At 42.6% G+C, this 23,518-nt stretch carries 26 protein-coding genes; 16 read left to right on the forward strand and 10 right to left on the reverse strand.

The features are described from left to right. Window positions 1–180 precede the first annotated feature (180 nt). A complete protein-coding gene (locus tag J2I46_RS31320) occupies window positions 181–1,917 on the forward strand; it encodes an SGBP N-terminal domain-containing protein (RefSeq protein ID WP_207333058.1) in 1,737 nt (578 codons plus the stop codon). Window positions 1,918–2,102: 185 nt separating this feature from the next. Further along, the gene (locus tag J2I46_RS31325; RefSeq protein WP_207333059.1) at window positions 2,103–2,384 is read left to right on the forward strand and encodes a hypothetical protein; all 282 of its coding nucleotides are present in this window, start codon (window positions 2,103–2,105) and stop codon (window positions 2,382–2,384) included. A 120-nt stretch (window positions 2,385–2,504) separates the two neighbouring features. On the opposite strand, the gene J2I46_RS31330 is transcribed toward J2I46_RS31325, so the two are convergent. From J2I46_RS31330 to J2I46_RS31340, 3 genes are all read right to left on the reverse strand, one after another. Next, complete coding sequence (locus J2I46_RS31330) at window positions 2,505–2,759, reverse strand: hypothetical protein (protein ID WP_229380046.1); 255 nt, start codon at window positions 2,757–2,759, stop codon at window positions 2,505–2,507. A 607-nt stretch (window positions 2,760–3,366) separates the two neighbouring features. After that, a complete protein-coding gene (locus tag J2I46_RS31335) occupies window positions 3,367–3,990 on the reverse strand; it encodes an ankyrin repeat domain-containing protein (RefSeq protein ID WP_207333060.1) in 624 nt (207 codons plus the stop codon). Window positions 3,991–4,025: 35 nt separating this feature from the next. Beyond that, window positions 4,026–4,928 (reverse strand): peptidase inhibitor family I36 protein, encoded by a 903-nt coding sequence (locus tag J2I46_RS31340; RefSeq protein WP_207333061.1) that lies wholly within the window; start codon window positions 4,926–4,928, stop codon window positions 4,026–4,028. A 384-nt stretch (window positions 4,929–5,312) separates the two neighbouring features. Between J2I46_RS31340 and J2I46_RS31345 the strand changes: the two genes are divergently transcribed. Beyond that, window positions 5,313–7,196 (forward strand): sensor histidine kinase, encoded by a 1,884-nt coding sequence (locus J2I46_RS31345; RefSeq protein WP_262898076.1) that lies wholly within the window; start codon window positions 5,313–5,315, stop codon window positions 7,194–7,196. Beyond that, entirely contained in the window at window positions 7,159–7,794 is a 636-nt protein-coding gene (locus J2I46_RS31350) for a response regulator (protein WP_207333063.1), read from the forward strand. Before J2I46_RS31345 ends, J2I46_RS31350 begins: the two co-directional genes overlap by 38 nt. Before the next feature lie 551 nt (window positions 7,795–8,345). On the opposite strand, the gene J2I46_RS31355 is transcribed toward J2I46_RS31350, so the two are convergent. Continuing rightward, a complete protein-coding gene (locus J2I46_RS31355; RefSeq protein ID WP_207333064.1) occupies window positions 8,346–9,005 on the reverse strand; it encodes a recombinase family protein in 660 nt (219 codons plus the stop codon). A gap of 533 nt (window positions 9,006–9,538) precedes the next feature. On the opposite strand from J2I46_RS31355, the gene J2I46_RS31360 reads away from it, so the two are divergent. Genes J2I46_RS31360 through J2I46_RS31380 form a run of 5 tightly spaced genes read left to right on the forward strand, consistent with a single transcriptional unit; the run spans window position 9,539 to window position 16,034 of the window. Then, window positions 9,539–9,988 (forward strand): very short patch repair endonuclease, encoded by a 450-nt coding sequence (locus tag J2I46_RS31360; RefSeq protein ID WP_207333065.1) that lies wholly within the window; start codon window positions 9,539–9,541, stop codon window positions 9,986–9,988. A 6-nt stretch (window positions 9,989–9,994) separates the two neighbouring features. Beyond that, window positions 9,995–11,737 carry a DNA cytosine methyltransferase gene (locus tag J2I46_RS31365; RefSeq protein ID WP_207333066.1) on the forward strand — a complete coding sequence of 581 codons (1,743 nt, stop codon included), beginning with the start codon at window positions 9,995–9,997 and terminating at the stop codon, window positions 11,735–11,737. 2 nt (window positions 11,738–11,739) lie between these two features. Beyond that, complete coding sequence (locus tag J2I46_RS31370; RefSeq protein ID WP_207333067.1) at window positions 11,740–13,074, forward strand: hypothetical protein; 1,335 nt, start codon at window positions 11,740–11,742, stop codon at window positions 13,072–13,074. Between the two features lies 1 nt (window position 13,075). Further along, window positions 13,076–15,064, forward strand: a complete 1,989-nt coding sequence (locus J2I46_RS31375) for a DEAD/DEAH box helicase (protein ID WP_207333068.1) — start codon at window positions 13,076–13,078, stop codon at window positions 15,062–15,064. Beyond that, window positions 15,039–16,034, forward strand: a complete 996-nt coding sequence (locus J2I46_RS31380; protein WP_207333069.1) for a protein NO VEIN domain-containing protein — start codon at window positions 15,039–15,041, stop codon at window positions 16,032–16,034. The genes J2I46_RS31375 and J2I46_RS31380 overlap by 26 nt, the downstream gene beginning before the upstream one ends. A gap of 26 nt (window positions 16,035–16,060) precedes the next feature. Here the strand turns inward: J2I46_RS31380 and J2I46_RS31385 are convergent, their stop codons facing one another. The 6 genes from J2I46_RS31385 to J2I46_RS31410 all read right to left on the reverse strand — a co-directional run bounded on the left by J2I46_RS31385 (window position 16,061) and on the right by J2I46_RS31410 (window position 20,336). After that, window positions 16,061–16,711: a hypothetical protein gene (locus J2I46_RS31385; RefSeq protein ID WP_207333070.1), complete on the reverse strand. Its 651-nt coding sequence runs from the start codon at window positions 16,709–16,711 to the stop codon at window positions 16,061–16,063. Window positions 16,712–16,742: 31 nt separating this feature from the next. After that, window positions 16,743–17,654, reverse strand: coding sequence for a hypothetical protein (locus J2I46_RS31390; protein ID WP_207333071.1), 912 nt, complete (start codon window positions 17,652–17,654; stop codon window positions 16,743–16,745). Between the two features lies 1 nt (window position 17,655). Then, the gene (locus J2I46_RS31395; protein WP_207333072.1) at window positions 17,656–18,207 is read right to left on the reverse strand and encodes a DUF6932 family protein; all 552 of its coding nucleotides are present in this window, start codon (window positions 18,205–18,207) and stop codon (window positions 17,656–17,658) included. A gap of 547 nt (window positions 18,208–18,754) precedes the next feature. After that, on the reverse strand, window positions 18,755–18,991 hold the full coding sequence (locus tag J2I46_RS31400; RefSeq protein WP_207333073.1) for a hypothetical protein: 237 nt from the start codon (window positions 18,989–18,991) through the stop codon (window positions 18,755–18,757). A gap of 145 nt (window positions 18,992–19,136) precedes the next feature. Further along, window positions 19,137–19,358, reverse strand: coding sequence for a helix-turn-helix transcriptional regulator (locus J2I46_RS31405; RefSeq protein WP_207333074.1), 222 nt, complete (start codon window positions 19,356–19,358; stop codon window positions 19,137–19,139). 177 nt (window positions 19,359–19,535) lie between these two features. Continuing rightward, window positions 19,536–20,336 carry a S24 family peptidase gene (locus tag J2I46_RS31410; protein WP_207333075.1) on the reverse strand — a complete coding sequence of 267 codons (801 nt, stop codon included), beginning with the start codon at window positions 20,334–20,336 and terminating at the stop codon, window positions 19,536–19,538. A gap of 81 nt (window positions 20,337–20,417) precedes the next feature. Here J2I46_RS31410 and J2I46_RS31415 point away from each other — a divergent pair, with 81 nt between their 5' ends. The 7 genes from J2I46_RS31415 to J2I46_RS31445 all read left to right on the forward strand — a co-directional run. Further along, window positions 20,418–20,603 carry a hypothetical protein gene (locus tag J2I46_RS31415; RefSeq protein ID WP_207333076.1) on the forward strand — a complete coding sequence of 62 codons (186 nt, stop codon included), beginning with the start codon at window positions 20,418–20,420 and terminating at the stop codon, window positions 20,601–20,603. 106 nt (window positions 20,604–20,709) lie between these two features. Then, window positions 20,710–20,922 (forward strand): hypothetical protein, encoded by a 213-nt coding sequence (locus J2I46_RS31420; protein WP_207333077.1) that lies wholly within the window; start codon window positions 20,710–20,712, stop codon window positions 20,920–20,922. Then, window positions 20,915–21,223, forward strand: coding sequence for a hypothetical protein (locus J2I46_RS31425; protein ID WP_207333078.1), 309 nt, complete (start codon window positions 20,915–20,917; stop codon window positions 21,221–21,223). The genes J2I46_RS31420 and J2I46_RS31425 overlap by 8 nt, the downstream gene beginning before the upstream one ends. 97 nt (window positions 21,224–21,320) lie before the next feature. Further along, a complete protein-coding gene (locus tag J2I46_RS31430; RefSeq protein WP_207333079.1) occupies window positions 21,321–21,650 on the forward strand; it encodes a hypothetical protein in 330 nt (109 codons plus the stop codon). 3 nt (window positions 21,651–21,653) lie between these two features. Continuing rightward, a complete protein-coding gene (locus tag J2I46_RS31435; protein WP_207333080.1) occupies window positions 21,654–22,082 on the forward strand; it encodes a hypothetical protein in 429 nt (142 codons plus the stop codon). A gap of 360 nt (window positions 22,083–22,442) precedes the next feature. After that, the gene (locus tag J2I46_RS31440; RefSeq protein WP_207333081.1) at window positions 22,443–23,288 is read left to right on the forward strand and encodes a hypothetical protein; all 846 of its coding nucleotides are present in this window, start codon (window positions 22,443–22,445) and stop codon (window positions 23,286–23,288) included. A gap of 5 nt (window positions 23,289–23,293) precedes the next feature. Next, window positions 23,294–23,518, forward strand: a 225-nt coding sequence (locus tag J2I46_RS31445) for a hypothetical protein (RefSeq protein ID WP_207333082.1), incomplete at its 3' end; no start/stop codon positions are given.

Genomic DNA, 23,518 nt, shown 5'->3' on the forward strand with positions numbered 1-23,518 from the left:
AAAATAAGGGGAAATCCAGTAGGGTAGTAGGCTTATTTTGCCCGTTGGGAAAAAGAGGGTGCTCACCAAGCAAAAAGCATCTTTGGTACAATTTGGAAAGGCAATTCCCTGGAAATAAGGCTCCTTTAGCCTGCTTAACGCCATACACTCTTTTCCAGCCGGGTTCAGCCCCTTTTACGCATGTCTTCTCTCCACACCCTTTTAGTTTCTCTTCTGATAATGGGTAGCCTGGTGCTCTCCTGCAAGAAAAAGGAAGAGCCACCCCTTCCCATCACTAGCGCCATCACGGCTACGCCCACCGTAGGGGGGCTCTCCTCTGCTACGGTTACCGCCGATGCGGACGGTTCTAATTACACCGTTACGCTACCGGCAGGAACCAGCGTAAAAGCGCTTCAGCTCTCGATTCCGCTCAGTCCGGGCGCGACGATTGATCCTAATCCGGGCGTTGCCCGTGATTACACCAGTCCTGTCAAGTATACAATCACCAAGGCTGATAACAGCCGCCAGATTGTAACGATCACCGTCACCCTGCAGGCCGGGGTCAAATCTTCCGAAAAGCAAATCACAGCATTTAGCTTTGCGGCCCTGAACCCCTCTATTCAGGCTACGATTGATCAAACCACGCGTAAGATTACGGCCACTGTACCCGCTACTGTGAATGTCGCTAGCCTAGTGCCAACCATTACGCTCTCTGCCAAAGCAACCAGCTCGCCTGTTTCGGGCGTAGAGCAGAACTTCACAAAGCCGGTAATTTTCACGGTAAAAGCAGAAGATGGAAGTACGCAGACGTATGAAGTTACCGTGGTGAGGGGAAACGTAGTCGATGCAAGCACGAGCATTGTTTACATTAATGGCTATGCATTTGATGCCCTTACGGGCAATCCACTTTGGTTTGTTAATATTGGCTCATTGATTAATGAAAATTACAGTCCGGCTATACACAACGGTACAGTATATACAAGTGGCAATGGTTCAAGCTTTTATGCTCTGGATTTATATACTGGCAGCACAAAATGGGAATTTAAATTGTCAGGTACTAATGGATTGAGTGGCTTCGCTAGTCCGATCATCATTGGCAATCTAGTTTACGTAAGTGCCAACGTGTCCTACAGTGGGAGACCCGGAGGTACAATGGTGTATGCACTAGATCTAACAACAGGAGCCAAGAAATGGGAGTTTACTGATAGCAGCAATGATGGTGGACTTCAATTGATTGGGGAAAGCGAGGCGGTATATGCCTGCGTTGGCAGTAAAATTTTTGCGCTAGATGCCACTTCAGGGGTAAAAAAATGGGAGGTAGACATTCCGCCATTTGCCTACTTAAGTCCTCAAAATATTAAACCGGGTTCCGTTAGTGCAAACCCCTGTATCTACAACAAAACGCTTTATTTTTCTAATGCGATCTCCTACCTCTATAAGATCGATTTGACCAAGTCACCAGCGGCCATTGCAGAGGCCAAACGAGTTGATCTTGGAACAGACAACGGCGCACCAACCATAAACGCCAACACACTGTACTACAGTGGGACAAAAGGGACCAGACTCCTTAGGCTGCCAGATCTGACAGAAATAGGGGAGTTGATAAAGGCGGGCGGGAATCCCGTCGTAGTCGAGGGAACCCTCTATAGCACGCAAAGGTCAAACTACCTATTTGCATTTGATGCGGTATCGGGCGCGGGCAAGTGGGAATTTAGGGCTGGTGATTATTCCAAATTAGGAAACCCTGTGGCAGGAGATGGGTTGGTCTACGTTTCGGATGCAGGCACAGGCGGCGCTGGCAAGCTGTACGCTGTGGACGCTAAAACGGGCCAGAAAAAATGGGAGCAGCCGATGAGTGGCTTTACGGCTTGCTCACCAGTGATTCGAGCCAAAAATGGAACGGTTTTTTACTCTACCGTTAGTGGAATGCAGCAGTAACTTTACTTCTTCATTCGACTTAATCCCGCTTGGCTAAAGCAATAAATGTGTACCTATTTTCCGCTGGTTCTAATCTCTTGTGAAGAGATGTAGCTCCGCTCGCAAGAAAATAACTCCTTCTCGCTTTACAGGCTCAACCGGTCACCGAGCAGATTAATTAAGATTACTCCTGCTTAAGCAGCCGCATGACCTGGGTGGCCTGGAAGGGGCAACCCCGGGCCGTTCGAAACCCTGCCTCGTTAAGCTGCCGGGCCTTGTCAATGGCTCTGGCTCGCCGGTTGTTCTCGTTGGCGCGGGCCTGGGCGGCGGGCGTCAGGTTCTGGGGCTTCCCCGGCCGCGCTCCCTGGGCAACCTTAACCGCCAGCGCCGTCCTGGCCCAGCCCGGAGTCTTCCTGGGCCTTGGTCGAGACCCGGTAATAGGCTACGTAGGTAACCACGGGGGACAAGGCAACAGCGTCCGGATATAGGTTATGATTCATCTGGGGTGAAGCGGCTGATGCGTTCATTGTAGCTATCCAGCAGCTGATCATTGATCCCGCCTTCCTGCTGGAGCTCCAGCAGCAAAAAGTCGGCCCAGTCCATGCCAGTTAACATCCCCTCGAATTGTAGCTCCCCTCTATCCACCGGGATGTCTTACCCAGGTCGATGGCCTGCCGCAGCACGGCCTGGGTGATGAGCCGGGTTCGATCCGGATCCTGGGTCGTCAGCAGCAGCGTGCGCAGGGCGAGGAGATAATCGGCATAGACCAGACCATCGGCCACTCGCTGGGCGATTACCCATAGGCCAGTTGACCAAGCAGTTCTTTGTAGGGTGAGGTATCCAGTGACTCGGGGCGGATGCACACGTTCATCGCCCAAATTTACCCTCTTCGGATTATTTACATGTCTTGCATGATGACCGTTTAACATCCAGATAGGGGAAGGCTGATGTGTGAATATGAAAGAGGTAAAGCTAGCCGCTCCGCGTCAGAGGCGTTTAGAGGTTAGTTCATGCGTAGCAGAATGTGCCGTGTTATAAACACCTTGCCTCATCTGGACAAAAGTTGCACGATATAATGGCCAAAATCGCTGGATATCCGTCAGGGGCTAGGCCCAAAACTGCCTCTCTATATTCGGCTACATACTTTTCCATCGTGCTTGGCTTTAACTGGCCACCAAGTTAATAAGAGTCGGAATCTTAAGAATATCTCAGCGCCAGCTCCGCAAGATGTTTGCCGTGCTACAAAGAATCATATGGTGCCCAGATCCCCGCCTTGGTCGTCGAATCAGCGCATCCGTCTGTTTGCTGTGGAACTGGCGCTGGCCACAGTCCAAATAGATCGAAATAAGTAAACCGTAAAAGATATCTCTCCGTAGTGTGTATTATTTACAAAGCGAAAAGCTAAACCCTATCAGAAAAAACCGTGGCGTTGATCAGCACAAATCAACGTAACCTACTTTTCGATATCTTTTAATATTTCCCGTCTAACAGCTGTGCTATTGCATAAAAGTCGTTTTTCTTCGCGTATTTGTAATCATCTTTTCTCACTATAGCTCCTTTAGATAGTAGAAATAATACTGAATCAATTTGATTACTAATAACCGCAGCAAACAATGGTGTATTGCCTGGTTTATAAAAGTACGTTTCGGTTGAGCCGCAATTAATGCATGCTCCTCTATCAAGGAGAAGTTTAATCATTTGTTTATGACCGCTAGAGGCGGCAAAATGTATTGCTGTATACCCTCTATCTTCATAGCTTAAGAAGCGATTAACGTCCATATCAGTGTCTAGCATTTGCGAAACTTTACTAATATTATTCGCTTTTATTGCATCAACGAATTGTTCTTCAGAAAAACCATAATCTCTAAAGTACACATCATTTGTTCGTCTGCGATCTACATCACGTGCCTTCCACGCATCCTCTGCCTGTTGAATTTTGTCCAAAGTAGGTTGAAGTGCTCGTTGAAGCTGTTGATAAGTTTGTGTCTGTTGATATGACTGTCCATAACTAATGGACGAAATAAATAGGATTATGGCGAAAGGGAAGTACTTCAGAGAAGTAACAAATAGGCGGTTATTTAGTGTATTTTTCATGATTAATAAAGGTAAAAAATAAAGTAATTTTAAAGTTATGGTTTAGTCACGCGTACGGAACTAATTTGGTCGTTCCACTCATCAAACTGACCGGAAACACTCCAGTTTCCCACAATTACCATCGAACGGCCCTGAAAACCTGCGTCTCGGTAAATGGTGACTTTCCAACCTGGCGGAACTCTGATCGAACTAATTGCATCGTTCCAGGAATCTCCTATACTTGACACGCTCCAATCACTTGATATATTTTTTGTTGCCCCCGTAAATCCCCCATCAGCATATAAGGTAATTACTGTTCCATATTGTTGTTCATACCCATTGTTATTCGAGTTTGAACCACTCCCGCTACTGTTGTTATTGCTATTGGAGTATGAACCATTCTCATTACCGCTATTATAGGCTTTGCTACCACTTCTACCACTGTTCCAGTAGGACCCGCTTCCATTAGTACCGCCGTTTGCGTAGTACCCAACTCCACTGGTACCTCCATTCGCGTAGGAACCATTCCCGGTACTACCACTAGTGGGGGATGAGCCATTGCCAAGGCTCCCTCCCCATGACCGCACGTCGTATACACGTATGATTTTGTAAGGTTTGGATCCAAACCAATCGCCACCATCTTTAATTTCACCAGTTTGGCTCAAACCAACATAGAACTTCTCCGTTCCAGTTTTGCCATCGCATTCTACGAAATCGAACTTGCCACCAACGTAGCCGCCTTTATCACTGATGGTACTATAAAAACCATAATACCGAGACGCGTCACTACTACAAGAAAATAACAAGAAGCGCATTTGTACACTACCGCGCGAATCACTATATATGGTCTGATAAGGAGTAATAGTTTTGCCACTATTAACCTGAGCGTTGGCAGTGAAGCAACTAATTATCTTAAAGAAGCAGCAAAGGCTAAATAAATATTTACTGAGTGTACGCATAAATCGTTAGATGTAATATTAAAAACGGACGTTCGGTTAGTTCACTGTATTAAATAGTCAAAAATTAGTAATGACTATGGTTAAATTTGGAAGTAAACTTACTTTTTACACACATGCGTAAACATCAGCAAAATAAAAACAGTTGAATTGACACTCATGCTTGAGATTAATTTGGTGCATATATTACTTAAAGAATGTATTTATATTCTCCTTTTATCATGCAGATGCATAAATTGCCATACATCGCATTAATTATTTTGCCGAGAATAATACGATTCTTAACAGCTACAAATCAAATTAATGTCATGAGTTTAGTCAATACATCAAAAGATGTATTTTTTATAGAACTGAATCTATTATTCGTATTCTAAGAAAATCCCAAATATGGATCTTCGGACTTCATTGTTGTTTGTAATATGGCTTAGCAGTATTCGGGCGTTTGGACAAGACGCTTGTCCTTCGTTCCCTATACGTGATTCATTCCGGGAATCGACATTACAGGGTTTTCTTTGTAGCGTCAATTCGACTGATACCTCTCTACAAGCCATCAAACGCATGGCTTTCGCATCTGTTACAGGAGACATTCTGAATGTTGGCTATGATCCCCGGCAACACTGGATCAAATGTTGCCTTACCAACATCAGTAGTAAACCTAAGTCATTGGTATTTGGAGTTGACTTTGCCCACATTGATGACTTATCGTTCTACGTGTTGGAAGAGAATAACGTGCTGAGCCGATGGGATCATCTAAGCCGCCACACGACATTAGCAAGTCGTCCTATTGCCAGCCGGGTTTTTGCGTTTCCAGTCGACATAGCTCCTGGTCAGACGTTAACGCTATATGGTCGCTTCGTGCGCCATCACAGCGTGTTACTGCTGCCTATTAAATTGATGACCCAGGAGCAGTTCTATTCGATGGGTTTCGCCATCGATCTGGGCATGTTCATGGGTTTAGGTATTTTATTAATTGCCTGCTTAATCAGTTTTTTGATCTTTACTATAACCCGGCAGTGGGTGTTGTTTTATTACGCGCTTTATGCGCTTACTTACGGCATTGCGGTAGTGAGTTTAGAGGGTATATGGGGGCAATATGTACGTCGGATAGCTTGGTTGGACGAGAACACCCACCTAGTTATGCTCAGTCTGGCGGCATTCGCTCAAATACAATTCCTTGTTACATTTCTGCAATTGACCCTTTTTCTGCCCTTCCGAGTTATATGGGCGCTTCGTGGGTTTGCAGGTGTTTCTATCCTGCTCGCGCTTTACTTCTTAATTACTCCTTTCAGCTACCGTAATTCGTCGCTACTTTCAAGTTGGGGGTTGATTACAGAATTCTTCGTACTAGGCATGGGTGGCTGGTGTTGGGTGCGCGGATGGGCAGGGGCATGGCTTATTAGTATCAGCCAGCTACCACTTTTGGCAGTGTTGGTCTGGTTCTCGCTTACTATATTGTTCGGACTGCCTCGGCACTGGCTGTTTTATCAAACTGCATACACTATACCATTCTGGCAGTTGATAGTGCTGGGGGTCGGACTTGGAATTAGCTTGATTCAAGGGCAGCGGGAAGCTTTACTGGCAGTGGGTCAGCTTAAGCAAGAACGGACCGAAGCGATTATTCAGACCCAAGAGGCTGAACGTGGACGCATTGCTAGTGATTTGCACGATGATTTAGGCGGGACATTGGCTACGGTTCGCCGCTGGGTCGCTGATATAAGTCGGCAGTTGCAGAATTCACCAGTCTCCGATAAACTCGATCAATTAGATGCACTGGTTCAGAAGAGTACGCAGGACCTGCGGCATATTGCTTATAACCTCATGCCGCCCGAATTTGACCGGTTTGGTCTATGTTACTCGCTTGAACAACTGGTGAAAAAACAGCCTGCTCATACTCCTCTCTTTTCGTTTATAGTGGTGGGGACAGAACGTCGGCTACCGCTCAGTACGGAATTGAATTTGTATCGCATAGTTTCTGAACTAGTACAGAATATTCACAAGCATGCTCACGCCAGCCATGCAGCTGTGCAACTGCTCTATTTTGACGACCACCTTACCATTTCTGTTGATGACAACGGGTTGGGGATTAGAGCAACAAAAACTACAACTGCTCAAATCGGTACTGGCCTAGAAAGTAGTAACTTACGAGCCAGCTATATCGGAGCACGGATCTGGCGCGAGGTCAGTGAAGCGGGTACGCTAGTTCTCCTCGAAGTTCCATATACGATTAAGTCTGATGCAATCCGCCAAACCAACCCGCCTTTTATTAATTGATGATCATCCAGTTTTCAACGATGGATTGAAGACATTGATCAATAACCAGTCTGATATGGAAGTGTGTGGCCAGGTGTTTGCGGCTTCTGACGTACTACCTGCTGTTCAACGACTGAGACCAAAACTGATTTTGCTAGACGTTAATCTACAGGGATCGAACAGTATTGACTTGGGTCGCCATGTATTAACCGCTTATCCTGACCTGTCTATAATATTGCTTACCATGTATAATGAGCCTAGACTTTTAAGCGACGCAAGACAGGCTGGTATGCAGGGATATTTATTAAAGGATTCTACTACGGAGACATTGATGCAGGCTATCCGAACCGTACTAGCGGGAGGAACTTGCTTCGATCTGGGTGAATTAAAAGTCCAAGATGGCTCTTTTAGTGACGATTTTGCAAAACAACAACGGCTTACTTTTCGAGAAATTGAAATCATACGGCTCGTTCGTGAAGGACTAAGTAGCGAACAGATAGCAGATAAACTGTACTTGAGTGCTCAGACAGTCAGGAAGCATCGGAGCAATATATATTTTAAATTAAATATTACTAAGGTGGCAGAACTAATTAAGTTCGCGTCCCAAAACGGCATCTAAGCTATCAGGCCGCTCTTTGCATTAGCAACGTATCTACCCTACGCACACTCGTTCCAATAAACATCTAAAACTGGCTAAACGGAACGATCTGACCAATCCTCAGAAAAGTCAGGTCGTGGACCTGTTATATTTGATTGAAGACAGTTTTTAGGCACAATTTGGGCGAACCCATGAAGCGAGGCGTGTATTTAACCGCACTACCGGATCTAATAAATCTCCCTATTCCTAGCGGGACACCTTAAACGGTTAACCACAGTCCGGCGCGGCTGAAAAACAGGCACCTGCTGATTATCAGCAACAGTGGATACGATTAGTGGCACAATCACCCGGCTAGTGCAAAGCAGTTGAAACAAACTTAGTTGCTTGACGATATTCGACGGGTATACACTCGGAGTTAATATCGATATGGTACCGGGCTGGCGTTCTAGGCCCCGATCGCTGATGAATTGCAGGAACTAAGCATGAAGGCACACTAAACCGGGTGGCCCGATTGTTTGGACTTGTAACTGTTTTAAGCCATCAGTTGGAAATGTTTCAGGGTATTTCTGTTATTACCTGCTTCGGTTTATGAAATTCAGTCGTTGCACGCTCATGGGTTTAAACTCGTTGCCCCGTCTAGTTCTAAAACCCATACCATTCAGTCGGCGAGCAATGGCTTCATAAGTTAACCCTTCATTCCGATACAGCCTGATTAATTCAGCCGCCTGTAAGTTGGCCGGGTGGGAGCGGGCATTCTGCTGATGAATCTGCCGCCCTAGTTGGCTTATAGCTGGTGTTAGATTAGGCGCACCCAACTTGAACCCCTGAGCTTTCTTGGCTGCCAGCGCTACGCGGGTACGCTCCCCGATTAATTCCCGTTCGTGTTGAGCTAACACGGCCATAATCCCAACCGTCAAGGTGTTGGCATCGGGAATATCGCAGGCTACGAAGTCGACTTCCAAATTGCGCAAGGAGAAGATAAAGTGCACGTTGCGGCTGAGCCGGTCGAGCTTGGCGATCAACAGGCGCGCCCCCTGCTGTTTAGCCAGGGCGATGGCCTTCTCCAGCTGGGGTCGGTCAGCGCGCTTGCCTGACTCGATCTCGACGAACTCAGGGAGCAGCTCATCGTGAGGTTTGACGAAGCGATGGACGATCTCGCGCTGAGCGGACAGGCCCAGGCCGGACTTGCCCTGGGCGGCGGTGGAGACCCGGTAGTAGGGAACGTACTTCATTAGTCAACAACGAATAAGACGGAAGGGGGAAGTGGAGGTGAACACCTATCCTTATCTAGGCTATTTTTGAGTGGATCGCAAGCGAAGGGGTGTTCCACGGGCGAAGATAATGGTAATCGTTAGTTCATAACATAGTAAGAACGGTCGTTCTTAATACGTTATAGAGTACCATACCCTGCCAAGAACTACTCAAAGTGGGCAGCAAGCGACCAGTTAACACGCCTCGTAAGAGACAACCAATTCAAGTTGAAGTAGATTTACCAACCACTCCGGGAGCTTGCCGTCAGAGGTGACGCGGGCAGCAATGGGACAATAAAGAAATTTTCTGGAATACTACTTGTTGCACCGTTTCACCTGTATAAGCTTATCAAATAACGAAAGCAGTACTTAAACATATGAATCTAGTTACACTACGATCAGCCAGTAAGATGAGAATAATATTGAGCTAAATAAACAAAAGGTAATATATTGCAATGCAATAGTGATACTATTAAATCGAAAGTTCATATAAAAGCCCTTTGACAGCTTGAACTATGGAAATTACCAAATATAAAAGAGACAGTAGATCACCGGTACCTAAAGATGAAAAGGTATCTAAAGTGATGAGTGCAAATAAAGCAAAAGACACGAAACCAGAGCTACTGTTGAGAAAGGCGCTATGGGACAATAACCTGAAAGGCTATAGGTTACATAAAAAAGAACTTCCCGGTAAGCCAGACATAAGCTTTATGAAGGAGAAAGTTGCAATATTTGTAAATGGTTGCTACTGGCATCGCTGTCCATATTGTGATTTATCCATGCCTAAGACAAATGCTGAGTTTTGGCAAAATAAATTCAGTGCAAATCAGGAAAGAGATAAAAAAAAGTCACAACTACTTGTTGAGAGTGGATGGATTGTCCTAGTAATTTGGGAGTGCCAAATAAAGCAAGGACTTCAAGTTTTAGTGAGTAAAATAAGTGACTTATTAATAAAGTCAAGATAAAGGGAAATGGAAAGACCTAAAGTAATAGATTTTTTTTGCGGAGGAGGTGGCTTCTCTGAAGGCTTCAGACAACAAGGATTTGAAATAATAATGGGAATTGATAATTGGAGCCCAGCCATCGAAACATTCAATCATAATTACAATTTAAGTTGTGTAACAAAGAACATATTAGACTTTGAACTATCAATAGCTGATATAGAAGCACTTCCAGATTCAGAAGTAATAATAGGCAGTCCACCCTGTGTAAGCTTTTCAAGTTCCAACAAATCTGGCAAGGCAGATAAAGCTTTAGGCATCAGATTGATCGAGATTTTTCTAAAAATCGTTGTAGTGAAAAAATACAGTCATGAATCAAAATTAAAAGCTTGGTTCATGGAGAACGTAACAAAATCAGCACAGTACATACCCTATAACTATACATTCGAGAGCTTAGGACTTGTTGAATGGGCTAAAACGAGGGACCTAGATCCAAAAAGTGTGGCAATAAAAATAATTGGCAATACTATCACTATAAATTCAGCGGAATACGGTAGTCCGCAATCAAGAAAGAGATTGATAACTGGTGAAATATTCGCTCTTGGCAAGCTTCCTCGACCAAGAAAGTTATTCAAATTAGGAGAAACCACAGATAGCGGAACACTATTTGAGAATATTAAGCAGATAGATTCTTTACCAAGTTGTAAAACATTAAAAGATATTAAAGCTAAGCTTCCAAAGCCTAATGAATATGTAAAAGGTGATATAGTAGAAGACCCTTTATATAGTACGATACAAATTAAACAAGAATTGCTGACAGACCATTTTTATGATACTGGCTTGTATAAAGTAGAATGGGAGAATTCAAAATTTTTGAAAATGAATCATCCATATATGGGTGTAATGTCATTTCCAGAAAATGAGAATAAACCAAGTAGAACAATAACAGCAACTAAGATAGGTACCTCTAGGGAATCTATAATATACAAGTCAGAGTACGATAGAATTGGTAACGGTGAATATAGAACAGCTACGTTAAGAGAAGCAGCGACGATAATGGGTTTTCCAATCACATATCAGTTCAAAGGCCTCGAAGGTACAAAATGGAGGCTTGTTGGAAACGCTGTCTGTCCAGCTGTAAGTAGGGCGTTTGCAAAAGAGACTCGTGAAGCATTAGGGCTAGAGCAAATAGAAAACCAGTTCTCTTGTGAAGGACCTAATATTGAAGGTATATCGAATCTAAACACATACAAGAAGAGAAGTTTTGAAACAACGCCTAAAAAGATAAAAGGATCTAGATTTAGGAGACATCCGTTCAAAGACGGAAATATAACTGTAACGCTCTCTAATTATGATATAGAGAAGAATGAAAAGTTTGCGGGAAAATGGCTCACGTCAGTACAGTATGGTAATGGCAAAGGATTCCCAACATATAATTATCCAGACGGTTTTTACAAAAATCTTGAACAAGTAATCAATCGATTTGAAGGAGGGCGAAGATTTGTAGAGGTAATAAATAACGGATTCTCAGAAAAGATAGCTCCTGGAAATATCCTTCAGGAACTTCATGAGCAAAAAGATGAATCTAACCAATTCCTTGGTCCTGCTGAAATAATAGAAAAGATCGCAATATTAATAAATGAAATTGAATTCGAAAATCCAATATTTAAACAGGAAGACCTTGAAATTTTTAAGAAGAAAATGAGCATACCTAAGAAACAGGTATTAGCACTTTATGCCATAAATAAGGTAAGTACATTAGCCAACATTTGATCATGGAAAGAGATTTAAGAGTGAGATACTTTGAAGACTTGTCGAAAAAGCCTTCGAATTATACAATGGAATTATGGTACAAAGACAGCATAAAAAAACTTGATGTATATGATATTGATTTAAACTATTTAGTTTATAATCAGTATAATGGCAGAATCGCTAGTTATGTATCATCTTTCGAAAAACAAGAGGGAAGAAATCTTGACCCAACGAAGGAAGAAGATATAAAAATCATAGAGGGCTTCCTGAAGAATTCAAATGTAGAGTCAAATAGAAGTACTAAAAGAGATTTAATAGATAAAAAAGGACAATTAAAATACGGTATAGTTACTAAAGATGGGGTAATAATAGATGGCAATCGAAGAGCAATGCTATTAAAAGAAATAGGAAAAGAGAATAAGAGCAATCCTATATATTTTAAAGCAGTGCTTCTTGATGTCTTTTTAGATGAGAATCCTGCTGAAATAATGCGTCTTGAAACCACATACCAGATGGGGGAAGATGCTAAAGTCGATTATAATGCAATAGAAAAATACTTGAAATGTCAATCTTTATTAAGCCATTTTTCTTCTGAAGAGATTGCAAGAATGATGGCAGAACCAGTGCCGAAAATAAATGAATATGTATCCATCATGAAATTAATGGACGAATATCTAGATTCTATTGATAGCAGTGGTATATACACAAGATTAGATAAAACTGAAGGTATATTTGTAGATCTCAACAATTATTTGAATAGATACAAGACCGAAAAGTCAAAGATTCCCCAATGGCGATATACGGATTCTGATTTAAATGATTTAAAGTTGATTTATTTTGACTACATAAGAACAACTTATAATAGAACAAAAGATAATGGCGAAAGCGGAGTGTTAGGGAGTGGTGATTCCAAAGATTATAGATTCATTGGGCAGACAAGCAAAAAAGGCAGTTTTTTCTGTGATCAAAAAATCTGGGAATCATTTAGGGATGAACATTTTAAAAAAATCGATCCTATAAGAGAGATTTTCACAGATGGAGATTGGTCAGTCTCAAAACAAAGGGAAGATAATCCAGATATGAAATTAGATGGTATATTGAAGAACAGGGATGAAACTTGGTCTATCAAAACCTCATCTATATTAAAGAAAAATTTAGGGCTTTCTAAGAGCAGCTTAGAAAATAAAAATCAAAACAACGAGCCGGTAGAATTGTTAAAGAAAGCAATAAATGCGTTAGACGCAATCGATACTTCGGGAAGTGCATTTCTAAAAGATGAGAACGTATCAACCTTATTAGCAGAACTGAACAAAATGACTTGGGAGTATAAACAAATGATTAAGTCTTCAAATAAATAAGATGAACAGCGTATTGATTGATATAGATGAAAATAAGCAGGCCTTTCTGTTAATAGATGTAGATAATCTCATCTTAAAGAATTATCGAGCGAAAAGTTATTTCAAAAGTTTTTTGAACGCTGAAATCAATACAAAAGGCGATTTCTCGATTCCTTTTCAGGAGTTGGAAAAAGAGATAATTCTTAACAAGATACAAGATGCATTACAAAAGTATTCTATTAAATATACAGATTCAGAAAACATAGTCAGTATACTATCAATTTTCTATGAGTCCAAAAATAGTTTTAACATCTTTAGTGAGAAGGCAAAAGGTATTTGGAATAATATTGTAGACTTGCATGATTTCGATTTATTTAAAAAATCTGTAGAATTAAGACTTTTAAACAGACGTCTGTATGACAAACAATTGTTAGCTGCATTCCATCTAGCTTTCTCTCAAAATGCTTGTAACTTTTCCGTTCCAGGAGCAGGAAAGACATCCGTTGTATACGGCGCTTATTCTCATTTAAATAGTTTACCAGAAGACAATAATAAATTTGTAAATAAACTTTTGATTATTGGTCCCCTTAGCTCTTTTGGCCCTTGGGAAAATGAATATGAAGAATGCTTTGGTAGGAAATGTAATTCTATAAGATTATCTGGGGGTATAGATAAGGCAGAACGCGAAAGACATTTATTGTCGAGTGCCCCTATTTCCGAAACGCCAGAATTAACTTTGATGTCATATCAAAGTGTGCCGTCTAACTTAGATAATTTAAAGTATTTCCTTCAAAGAAAGGGAAATAGAGTCATGGTTGTTTTAGATGAGGCACATAAAATAAAGAATACTGAAGGTGGTCTATGGGCTCAATCTATATTGAGCCTATCAAAATATTGCAAAGCTAGGGTTGTGTTAACTGGTACACCAGCACCTAATGGGTATGAGGATATGTTCAATATTTTTGATTTCATTTGGCCAAATAAAAATATTATCAACTTTAATACAGCCCAGTTGAAAGAAATGTCTTCAAACCCTTTTGATATAAGGGTAGATAAATTAATTGATGACATAGCGCCGTATTTCATAAGAATTAGAAAAAGAGATCTTAACTTACCACCTGCTGTAAACAAAACTCCACTTTTAGTTGAGATGGGTCATGTGCAGAGGGAGATTTATGAATTTATTGAGGGTAAATATTTAAGCTATTTTTCTGACAGCGAAATTGCTACAGCACTTACATCTGAGCTAACCAAAGCTAGATTAATCAGATTGATGCAAGCTGCTACTAACCCTAATCTATTAAAACAACCTTTGGACAATTATTTCTTAGAACAAGGGTTGACAAATGATTTATACATAGATGATTCAGAAGTCATTAAAAAGATATTGAATTACCGTAACTTAGAACCTATTCCAAAAAAGTTTGAAAAGGTAAAAGACTTGGTTCATTCATTAATCACGAAAAATGAAAAAGTCATTATCTGGGGAACATTCATTCAAAATATTAAAGGTCTACAAGAATACCTTTTTCAGAACGGTATAAATTCTAAATTGCTAATCGGAGAAACGCCTGTTGAAAATAACGGTAACAATATCGCTGAGACGAGAGAGAGTATCATTAGAGATTTCCATAAAGAAGATTCAGATTTCAATGTAATTATAGCAAATCCCTTTGCTGTTTCTGAGTCTATATCTCTACATAAAGCATGTCATAATGCTATATATTTTGAACGAACATTCAATGCCGCTAATTACATTCAATCTAAAGATCGTATTCATAGGGTCGGACTTCTGCCTGAGGTGATTACTTCATATTACTACATTTTGTCAAAAGATACTATTGATGAGGTAATTGATCAGCGTTTAAGGGTAAAAGAAGAACGTATGAATGAACTTTTGGAGAGTCAAGAAATACCTCTTATAGTTCAAAACTCAGATTTTGATTTTGATTTTGATAATGACCTAAAAGCAATGATCAGGAGTTATGTTAGAAGAACTTCTAAAATATAACCGCTTAGGCTCTAGAAGCGATATTGAATTTATCTTATATGAGTTAAAATCAAGGTCTGCTGGTCTGAAGATAGACGATCTGAAGTTACATTGTATATCAAATAACTACTCTATCTCAAGGTCTTTCGATGGCATAATATCTTTACTGTCATTCGTTGGGTATGTTTCATTAGATAGGAATAATATAACCCTTGACGCGAGTCTTGAGGCTCATTATATATTCAAAGCTGAATCACACGAGATAGACGTTTTTTCGTTTAACATTCGCATTTTAAATTCGCTTATTAAGGAAGGTGTAACTAATTATATTTTCCCTCCAAATGCAATAAAGTTCGATACTGATTCTAAAGTATATTTTATAAAAGATAGTCTTGTATCAACTAAATTCACAATTATTAGAAATTTATTTTTAGAGTTAGAATTTTACAATAGAGATATTAGCATAAATCAAAATCGTTTTTTAATAAATGGTTTATATACAAATTTCTTCAAAAAGAATATAATTGATAAAATTTCTTCAGAACACCTAGCGAAAAGGAAATTAACTTCAGAGGAATTACAAAAATCTTTGCTCAGTAGGGCTAAAAACGGTATTGATGCAGAGGTATTCGTTTTGAACTATGAAAAGCGTAGATTAAAGGTTCATCATTCCTTAGATTTAGTTAAGCGTATCTCTGAAGATTATGTTAATGCTGGTTATGATATAGAATCATTTGACAGTAAAGAATCCGTTTATATTGATAGATTTATTGAAGTGAAATCATTTTCTCAACAACCAGAATTTTATTGGTCAAGAAATGAAATAGAGATAGCTGAGATGCTGGGTGTTCAGTATTTTATTTATCTCATTGATTCTAACAGAATATCGGAATTAAACTACAATCCTACAATTATTAATAACCCTTTTAAGTCTATTTATCTTAATGAAGGTGTACATAGAACGTGTGAATCCATTAGAGTATCATTATAAAAATTCCATATATTTAAGATTGATAGTTATGAAATCAATTGCTTAAAGTATCTTTCTAAGTCGTTTTTTATTACTTCAAACGAATTTATTATATAAGCTATATCGGTGTTATTACTTAACGCTGCATGTAGTTTTGCTATTGCCTGCTCTTCAACCTCTGGTTCATTATAATAAGACTGAAAATCGCCTCCTATAGAATCCTCAAATAACTCAATGTCTTTATATTCGCTATGAATTGCACTTTTAAGTGGTACAAGTAAATTTAAGTTTTTTCTTACTTTATCACTTAGTTCATTTTTCTCTAATAGAAGAATCCTATTTTTGTTGTAATAAATCTGTACCTCATTAAATGCATTCAGCCAATTTACTAAAGCTGTCCTATATCTTCTATGCCCCCAACCTGTTATATCAGCATCAAATAAGTTAGTATTGGCATAGTTTAAACTTACCAAAAGTGAATATAGAGTTTTGACAGCCTCTATTCTATCCTTATAATAACTTGATAATTTGAGCTCTTTCGCTTTTACCCTTGAATTCAAATAGTAAGTTATTAGAACTATGACTACAGCACCAAAGCCAGTTGTAGTTAACCATTTGTAAATCGCATCTACCATTTTACCTGTATCATTTAATATCTTTTTAAAATACAGTATGATTCGTTGTAAGAAGTCAATCAAATGGTAAGAGATTTTTAGAGAAAATGTATGTTTATTTTTGTTTTATACCAAGTAATTCATATTCTGTTCTTTCACCACCTGTTTGATAAACTACTTCGTAAGTTTTCAAATGGAATTCGCAATGCGAATCAATAAAGGATTTGTACTCCGTCAAGTCACTATTATTTATCTCTTTACTGATCGATCCTGATATCCTTTTTCCATTATCAATACGTAAAAATTCAAATTTTCTAGATTCAAGTAAGATGCCTCTAAAGATTCCATCTAACTTAATTACACTCTCTTTATCTATTGTGGCTGATACTCGTTGATACGCATCAACAATTTTTTCTTTTGATATCTCGAAAGAAAAGTCTCCACTATTCATTTTCAGTATAGAGTTCTCTTCTGCTATTTCCTTAAGAAACCTTTTCAAATTTACTAATTCAATTTTAGTCACAGTTTCACGATTCAATTTAAAATTATCATCACTCGTGGCATTAGATATCAAAGTGATTACATTTTTAATTGCATCTGAAATATCTATACCGTCAACTGCCTCACTTGGCTCTAATTGACTTAATTCTATACCGAATGAACCTCTAGGTAACGCAGTTATAAATAATTCTGAACTTTTTAATCTTAACGCTCTTTCTCCTTTTCTTGCTCTCTTTCCTTTAATTTTAGATAGACTTGACTTAACGAGTTCTTGGAAAGGAGGTATAGCTTTGCTAACGAAGATTGATTTGATACCTTCTGACCCTGAAACTGCATCACCACTGAAAAGGAGTTGTACTTTTGGCTCGGAGTTTTCTTCTGGTAGGGAGTTTAGTTCTTCTTGAATCTCACTCAATTTTGCATTTAACCCTATTGACATCAGTGGGTGGCCATTGACTTTCTCTAATAATGCCTTAGTAGCGACTATTTGAGTTTTCAAGTTCTGTTTTTTGTTGTAAAGACTCATATCAAATAGAGTTCAAATAATCCAATGCATCCTTGTCTTCTTTTGGGGTATTCAATTCCAATCGAATCATACCTTTCCATACCCCCTGTCTATTATGATTAAATAGTTGAAGCCAGTATGCCGTTAAAGCTACTGTCACATTCGGGTCGTAACAATAATCTACTGGGTAGTGATCTAAATAAAAATTTTTCTTCGATAAAACTGGATTACCAAACTCAGGAAAGGCTGTCATGATAATTGCTTGTCCGGTATTATCAATTCCACCAAAAAAAGTGACGAGATCTAGATCATTAGGGTCCCTCTTCTCGGAAACCTCAATATTTTCTAAAAAGCTTCCATCCAACCATTGAAACCCATCAATCACACCTAATTTATTTAAATTTTGCCTAAATTCAATAAACTTTTTCAAGATATCCACCCTTTTGGGAGATGTAGAAAATTTTTGACAAAACTCTAATGTTGTACAAGGGTATGGTGATAAATCCGAGCTTTGGCGTGGGTCGCCCAAGTGGGGTGGCAATACGTCATTGTGGTCAAAGTCTGGTATTGGCATTGAATCTATATTTATATAAACGAGAATTACCCCTCTTATGGCTTCGTGACTGGTAAATAATTCTGGTAAGTAAAATAGAGTGGTCTAGTTACTCATCATTATTTCAACTCCTGCTTTTAATTCTACTTTGAGTTCGAGGCATTGTTTTCCCGATGTTTACATCTGGTGTGATATCATCGTTCATGCCTCCCTGCCACACTTTTCTAAAAGGTTAAAACTGCAAGCCTATATGCTTCTGTTGTCCATACAGTTTTGTGATAGCATTAGGTCGAAACGCTCTTTATCCCATTGGATGTACGATCTTCGCTTAGGCATTGACGCTCGATTTAGTGATATGCATAAGGTCACTAGGGTGTAACAGTTCAATAATTAGTATGCTGTTGTTAAGAGTCTGCTGATTAGAGGTGGTCTCTCTTCGCGTAGACAAGTATCCAAATATCTATTCTTCTTACAAACTAACTTGACTGAGCGGTATTATACTCAAACGTAAAGAACCGGCCCATCGTCAGACAAGCCGGTTCGCTGTAAAAGTATCAGATCACTCTGTCTAAGCCAGTGCCTCTACAAGTAGCGGGTCAAGTTCCCCGATCACTTTGGCCAGTGCCTGACTCAACTTATGCTCATTAACCGTAGCTACATACCTGTACTTCGCTCTAAAAGTGGGATTATCCAGCGTGAGCACCACGTTTTGCAGGGTCTCTAACTGTTGCTGTAGGGTTTGAGCAGTAGGCTCAACAGAAGTTGCACCGCCCGTAGATTGGGCGTAATTTTGTGCCGTGTTCATTTGAACTTATGGTTTAAGTGAGACTTTCTGCCCCTTCGCTCTGCTCCGCCAAGAATAGAAGCGTTGGGGCTTTTCTGTTGTCGTTTGACTCTGTAAAGATAATCAAAAGTAAAGCCATAGATTTACTTTTGAGGCAAAAAAATAGCTATTTACCTATCGATATTTGAAGGGATTCGCCCAAGGCAATCGACAGTTTTTGCAGTGTCACTACTGTAAGATTTTGTTTACCAGTCTCATAACTATTGATAGCCGCCTTAGTCACTCCTAGACGTTCTCCTAGTTCTTCTTGTGTTAACCCTTTAGCCTTGCGCGCTTCGCGTATTAGGTTTGCTACTTGTTGCTTAATATCCTGCTGTGGCTCTAGCATTCCTTTATATTGTGTTTATAATACATGCGGCGTTCGTATGAACAAGGAGTTATAATCCTGCTTCCATTCTGGAATAGACAGCGTTTCAAATGCTAGTCCATTCCAGAATGTATAGTAGCCTATGATTCTCCTATAACTTTTTAGGTATTCAGTAATGAACAGACCTTAAGTTAAAGTTTAGCTCTGCTGATCCTGAGGAAGCTGTTTCTCAATGCGGTCAATCCGCTTCTCGATCCGATCAAATTTACCCCGCAAAGACTCAATCCGAGTGAATTGGGTAGTGTAGCAAGCCTCAACTTGATAAAGCTTCATCATCGCGTCAGCGGATACTGATTCATCAGGGTAGTCATCATTATCTGAGCGCAATATTAGGCTCGCATCTTCTAAAAAGTAGTAGCAACGCTTAACAAAAAAGCGTAATCGATGATCTTCTTGGAAGACAACGATGTGTACCTCTCCATTTCGCAGATAGGTTAGTTCCTCTACCTCGCGACCTATAACATAGTCCCCCTGTTTAAGGGTTGGATGCATTGAATCGCCCCGTACCTGAATGCCGACCCGAACACCTGACCGAAAGAAAAAGCCTGGGAAGGCAAAGGTGGGCAACTCCTTGTAATAATCTGCCTCATCTAAAATGTACGGCGAACCTGCCGCCGCCTTCGTGTCTAGAATTGGTACGATAATGCTATCGGAGGTATCAGCCATCACCACTGACTCTCGTACTGGTTTAGCCAACGGTAAGGTTAAATCATCTGGTTTTGAGTCAGTGGTCAACAGCATGCTACCCCTACCTGTTAATAGCCAATCGAGATTATATTCTGGAAACGTTGTGAATATCTTCTCTATATTCTTGGTGCTTAACCCACTGTCATTATCAATTATCTTTCTAAAAGAGCTATTGCCTGCCCCGAGTGTAGCCTCAAACTGGTTGATGGACAGGCCAGTGTGCTGTATTAGCAATAATAATCGCTCCTTCATTGAGAAAATATTCTTATGAAAATTTGCTATTAAGAATATAGTCGCAATCTTTGCGACTGTTATCGAATAATAACAAATCAAATGGAAACGGCGAAGGAAATCAAACAGCACCTGCGCAATGGCGACTTCAATAAGGTGGCCAAACTAGCAGGAGTGACTCGGGAATATGCGATCATTTTGCTGGGTCGCCCCACCGCTAGACGCTACAAGGCGGTCTTGAAAGCAGCCAGAAAAGTGGCTAAGGCCAATCTTAAAATGGGTCTATGACCGAACTCATTTTTTAAGTAGCGCGCAAATAAGCTTACCCAATTTTTCACAAAAAACCCCGACCTGTTTCGTAGACAGAGCCGGGGCTATAAACTGATTCAATACCGTGAATCGCACAAATGTAGTCAGGGCCGCGCAAAATGCCACGCCCCCTCCCCCATCCGGCAACAGCAGCCGCCTCACCCAGATCAGGGCCTACCAGCAACTCGCCAAAGTGCGCCTTCGGGAGCGCCTGACCGGCACGGCCACCAGCGCCACGCTGTATGATTTGCTCATGCGGGATCAGCTCACCTTTATCAAGCTCAACTCCCATGCCTAGCCCCCAGACTAAGCCGAGTGCCGCCAACCGGCCCGAAGCCCCGCGCGATGTGGATACCCGGCTGATCCTGCACCGCCTGCGCGACCTCTACGCCCAGCGTAAGCTCTGGCAGTCAGGCCAGCCGATGGCCCTGTATCTGACCCCCTTCAGCTCCTTTGGCCCCGGCCTGGCTCCCGTGGAGCACTGGATTGGAAGCTCGGAGGAGGACGATGCTCACCTGCTGTCAGTCCCCTTAAACGCCCTGATCGATCACTACGAACAAGTGTTATGGCTGGCCAAGATCCCCCTGCCCTCGCTATGAACCAGATCGCCCTGACCGTCATCGGGCTGCTGATCGCCTCGCTGGTGATCCCCGCCCTGAGAAGTGCCTATAAGAATCCCCTAGATAAGCACCTGCCATGAGCCCAATCTGTCCCTACGTGGAGGCGGTTGATCCCAATCTCCAATCGGTAGCTAGTCAGGCCCTGCACTGGCTGCACCTGGACGAGCACACCTGCGAGCTGCACAGGCAAACCCAGGAGCCCCAGCTGGACGGCTTTGGTAAGCCGGTCACCCGGCTACTGGGCCTGATCAAGTACGATCCCGATACGGAGCTCTACCTGGGCTACGTGCATGCCTGGAATGAGCCGGGCAAACAACCGCCCCTATTGCCCGTACTGGCCCGCTATCACAAGCTGCTGGTGCAAAACAAGCTCATCGAATTCCTTCACTCAACCAGTCGCCTGTAAATCATGGCTACCTTCCACTCCCTCCTAAAGACCTTTGTCAAGCAGCACATCGCTGCCTCCGGCCCCGTGGCCTCACCCATCCCGCCCGTGGTGCTGGAAAGCGCCCAGCGCTGGCAGACCCACTTTGTCTGCCCCCAGGCGCTTTCCACGGTGCGCCGCTTGATCGACCAGGACATGCTTCGCTGGCTGGACCGCCAGCCCACCTACGTGCCCGAAAGGCTGCTGACGGTGGTGGAGCGCCTGGTGCCTCCCGAGTACGGCATGGTGGTGCTGACGCATGAGGCCTGGGTCAAGATATCCCACGCCCTGATCACCTACGAGATTGTCCAGGAGCAGCTCAGAAGCGTGCCCATCCTGGAGGGCACAGCGCCCGCCCTGGTGCTGCGCCACCTGGCCTGCGTCAGGAGCGTACCCCGACAGCTACTTGCCTAACGACAATTAATTGCCTAACGCCAGCTGATTGCCTAGCCTTTTATTCACAAGATTCAGTAGTGACCTGTTTCACCCAATCCATCGCCCCGATCATTGCCCCCCTGACTTCCTAACTCTGTTTTAAGCCCCCGCTCTGTATGACTACTGCCTCTCGTCCCCCGCCCTTCCGCTAAGGACCATACCGCTCCCCCAAGTCCTAATGCTGATTGCAAGCAGCCGCCGGATTTACACCCGCTATACCGCTAAAAATGAACCCTTTAGCGCTTGACCAACCCCCCTATGCCCCGGTCGAAAAACCGGTTTTTTTCAGCCTCCGAGACGCAGTTATTCGGTTAGGAGTCCTGTTGTCCTGACACGAATGTGACAGAAGTTACTCTATTGATTACTCCCCGTTACTCCTTGGTTAACCTGTTAACCACCCAAAAAAACGCGAACAAAAAATTTCCAACCCCGGCCTCATCCGGCCACAACAACGCAACCCCGATAGCCATGACCGCGTCAAACGCCTCCAATCGCCCCCAACCCCGCGCTTTTTCTCCCGTTAAATTCAAATCCGACCCCCAGGCCAGCTCCTTTCGCTGGGAGATCGACATGACCCAGGACGGACACAATAGGGTCTCGTTGATCGAGGGCTATAGCAAGGGCCAGGGCTTTGAGCTCACCAACAAAGCCGAGCTGCTGATGCGCAAGATCACCAATCCCCTCTCGCCCTATCTTCAGAAGAGCGATGAGATCCGCGTCTATGAGAATCTCAAAGAGCTACCCACCGGCAAGCTCATGCAGGTGCCCAAATCCGACCAGGTGTGCATTCTGATTCTGTACAGGACCAATTACAAAGCCCTGAGCTGGGTGCGCCACACCGACCCCCTGCTGGATCACCTCAATAGTCTCTACACAATGCTCAACGCCACGGCCCGTTTGCCCCAGGAGCGCTCCACCAACGCCCGCAAGAAAGTCTGGTTTCCCGAGCTGGACCATAGCAAGTACACCTTCGCCAATCAGGAGGAGCTCAAGGTGTTTTGCCGCTCGATGGTGGAAAAGCACGGCTCGGCCTGCATGGCCAAGTGGTGGAATGCCCACCTGGGCATGCAGCCCGAGCTGGCCACCCCCGGCCCGGCCCTGTTGCAGACGCCCCCCACGGGAGGCGAGCACCAGGCTACCCAGGCGGCCACCCAGGCCTTGTACGATAAATTCAACCCGCGCTAAGGCCCATGAACGCCCACTCCATTGCCGAGGATATCGCCAGCATGAGCCTGGCCACCCTGCTGGACTACCGCGCCAGCTACGAGCGGGCCAGTGCCCAGGACCACCACCCGCCCCTGATGCGGGCCCTCTATCGCCAGACGCTCACCCTGATCCACCAGCAGATCGAGCGGCGCGTGGCCCCGCCCGGCCCGGCGCCGCCCCCCGTAGCCCTTCCCCTAGCAGCGCCCCGG

The organism is Fibrella forsythiae (genome assembly GCF_017353175.1).
Lineage (GTDB): Bacteria > Bacteroidota > Bacteroidia > Cytophagales > Spirosomataceae > Fibrella > Fibrella forsythiae.

What these genes read in the sequence shown, in the direction of transcription:
- J2I46_RS31320 (WP_207333058.1), top strand. Translation starts at nt 181, where the DNA reads ATGTCTTCTCTCCACACCCTTTTAGTTTCTCTTCTGATAATGGGTAGC.
- J2I46_RS31325 (WP_207333059.1), top strand. Translation starts at nt 2,103, where the DNA reads ATGACCTGGGTGGCCTGGAAGGGGCAACCCCGGGCCGTTCGAAACCCT.
- J2I46_RS31335 (WP_207333060.1), bottom strand. Translation starts at nt 3,990, where the DNA reads ATGAAAAATACACTAAATAACCGCCTATTTGTTACTTCTCTGAAGTAC.
- J2I46_RS31340 (WP_207333061.1), bottom strand. Translation starts at nt 4,928, where the DNA reads ATGCGTACACTCAGTAAATATTTATTTAGCCTTTGCTGCTTCTTTAAG.
- J2I46_RS31345 (WP_262898076.1), top strand. Translation starts at nt 5,313, where the DNA reads ATGGATCTTCGGACTTCATTGTTGTTTGTAATATGGCTTAGCAGTATT.
- J2I46_RS31350 (WP_207333063.1), top strand. Translation starts at nt 7,159, where the DNA reads ATGCAATCCGCCAAACCAACCCGCCTTTTATTAATTGATGATCATCCA.
- J2I46_RS31355 (WP_207333064.1), bottom strand. Translation starts at nt 9,005, where the DNA reads ATGAAGTACGTTCCCTACTACCGGGTCTCCACCGCCGCCCAGGGCAAG.
- J2I46_RS31360 (WP_207333065.1), top strand. Translation starts at nt 9,539, where the DNA reads ATGGAAATTACCAAATATAAAAGAGACAGTAGATCACCGGTACCTAAA.
- J2I46_RS31365 (WP_207333066.1), top strand. Translation starts at nt 9,995, where the DNA reads ATGGAAAGACCTAAAGTAATAGATTTTTTTTGCGGAGGAGGTGGCTTC.
- J2I46_RS31370 (WP_207333067.1), top strand. Translation starts at nt 11,740, where the DNA reads ATGGAAAGAGATTTAAGAGTGAGATACTTTGAAGACTTGTCGAAAAAG.
- J2I46_RS31375 (WP_207333068.1), top strand. Translation starts at nt 13,076, where the DNA reads ATGAACAGCGTATTGATTGATATAGATGAAAATAAGCAGGCCTTTCTG.
- J2I46_RS31380 (WP_207333069.1), top strand. Translation starts at nt 15,039, where the DNA reads ATGTTAGAAGAACTTCTAAAATATAACCGCTTAGGCTCTAGAAGCGAT.
- J2I46_RS31390 (WP_207333071.1), bottom strand. Translation starts at nt 17,654, where the DNA reads ATGAGTCTTTACAACAAAAAACAGAACTTGAAAACTCAAATAGTCGCT.
- J2I46_RS31395 (WP_207333072.1), bottom strand. Translation starts at nt 18,207, where the DNA reads ATGCCAATACCAGACTTTGACCACAATGACGTATTGCCACCCCACTTG.
- J2I46_RS31400 (WP_207333073.1), bottom strand. Translation starts at nt 18,991, where the DNA reads ATGAACACGGCACAAAATTACGCCCAATCTACGGGCGGTGCAACTTCT.
- J2I46_RS31405 (WP_207333074.1), bottom strand. Translation starts at nt 19,358, where the DNA reads ATGCTAGAGCCACAGCAGGATATTAAGCAACAAGTAGCAAACCTAATA.
- J2I46_RS31410 (WP_207333075.1), bottom strand. Translation starts at nt 20,336, where the DNA reads ATGAAGGAGCGATTATTATTGCTAATACAGCACACTGGCCTGTCCATC.
- J2I46_RS31415 (WP_207333076.1), top strand. Translation starts at nt 20,418, where the DNA reads ATGGAAACGGCGAAGGAAATCAAACAGCACCTGCGCAATGGCGACTTC.
- J2I46_RS31425 (WP_207333078.1), top strand. Translation starts at nt 20,915, where the DNA reads ATGCCTAGCCCCCAGACTAAGCCGAGTGCCGCCAACCGGCCCGAAGCC.
- J2I46_RS31430 (WP_207333079.1), top strand. Translation starts at nt 21,321, where the DNA reads ATGAGCCCAATCTGTCCCTACGTGGAGGCGGTTGATCCCAATCTCCAA.
- J2I46_RS31435 (WP_207333080.1), top strand. Translation starts at nt 21,654, where the DNA reads ATGGCTACCTTCCACTCCCTCCTAAAGACCTTTGTCAAGCAGCACATC.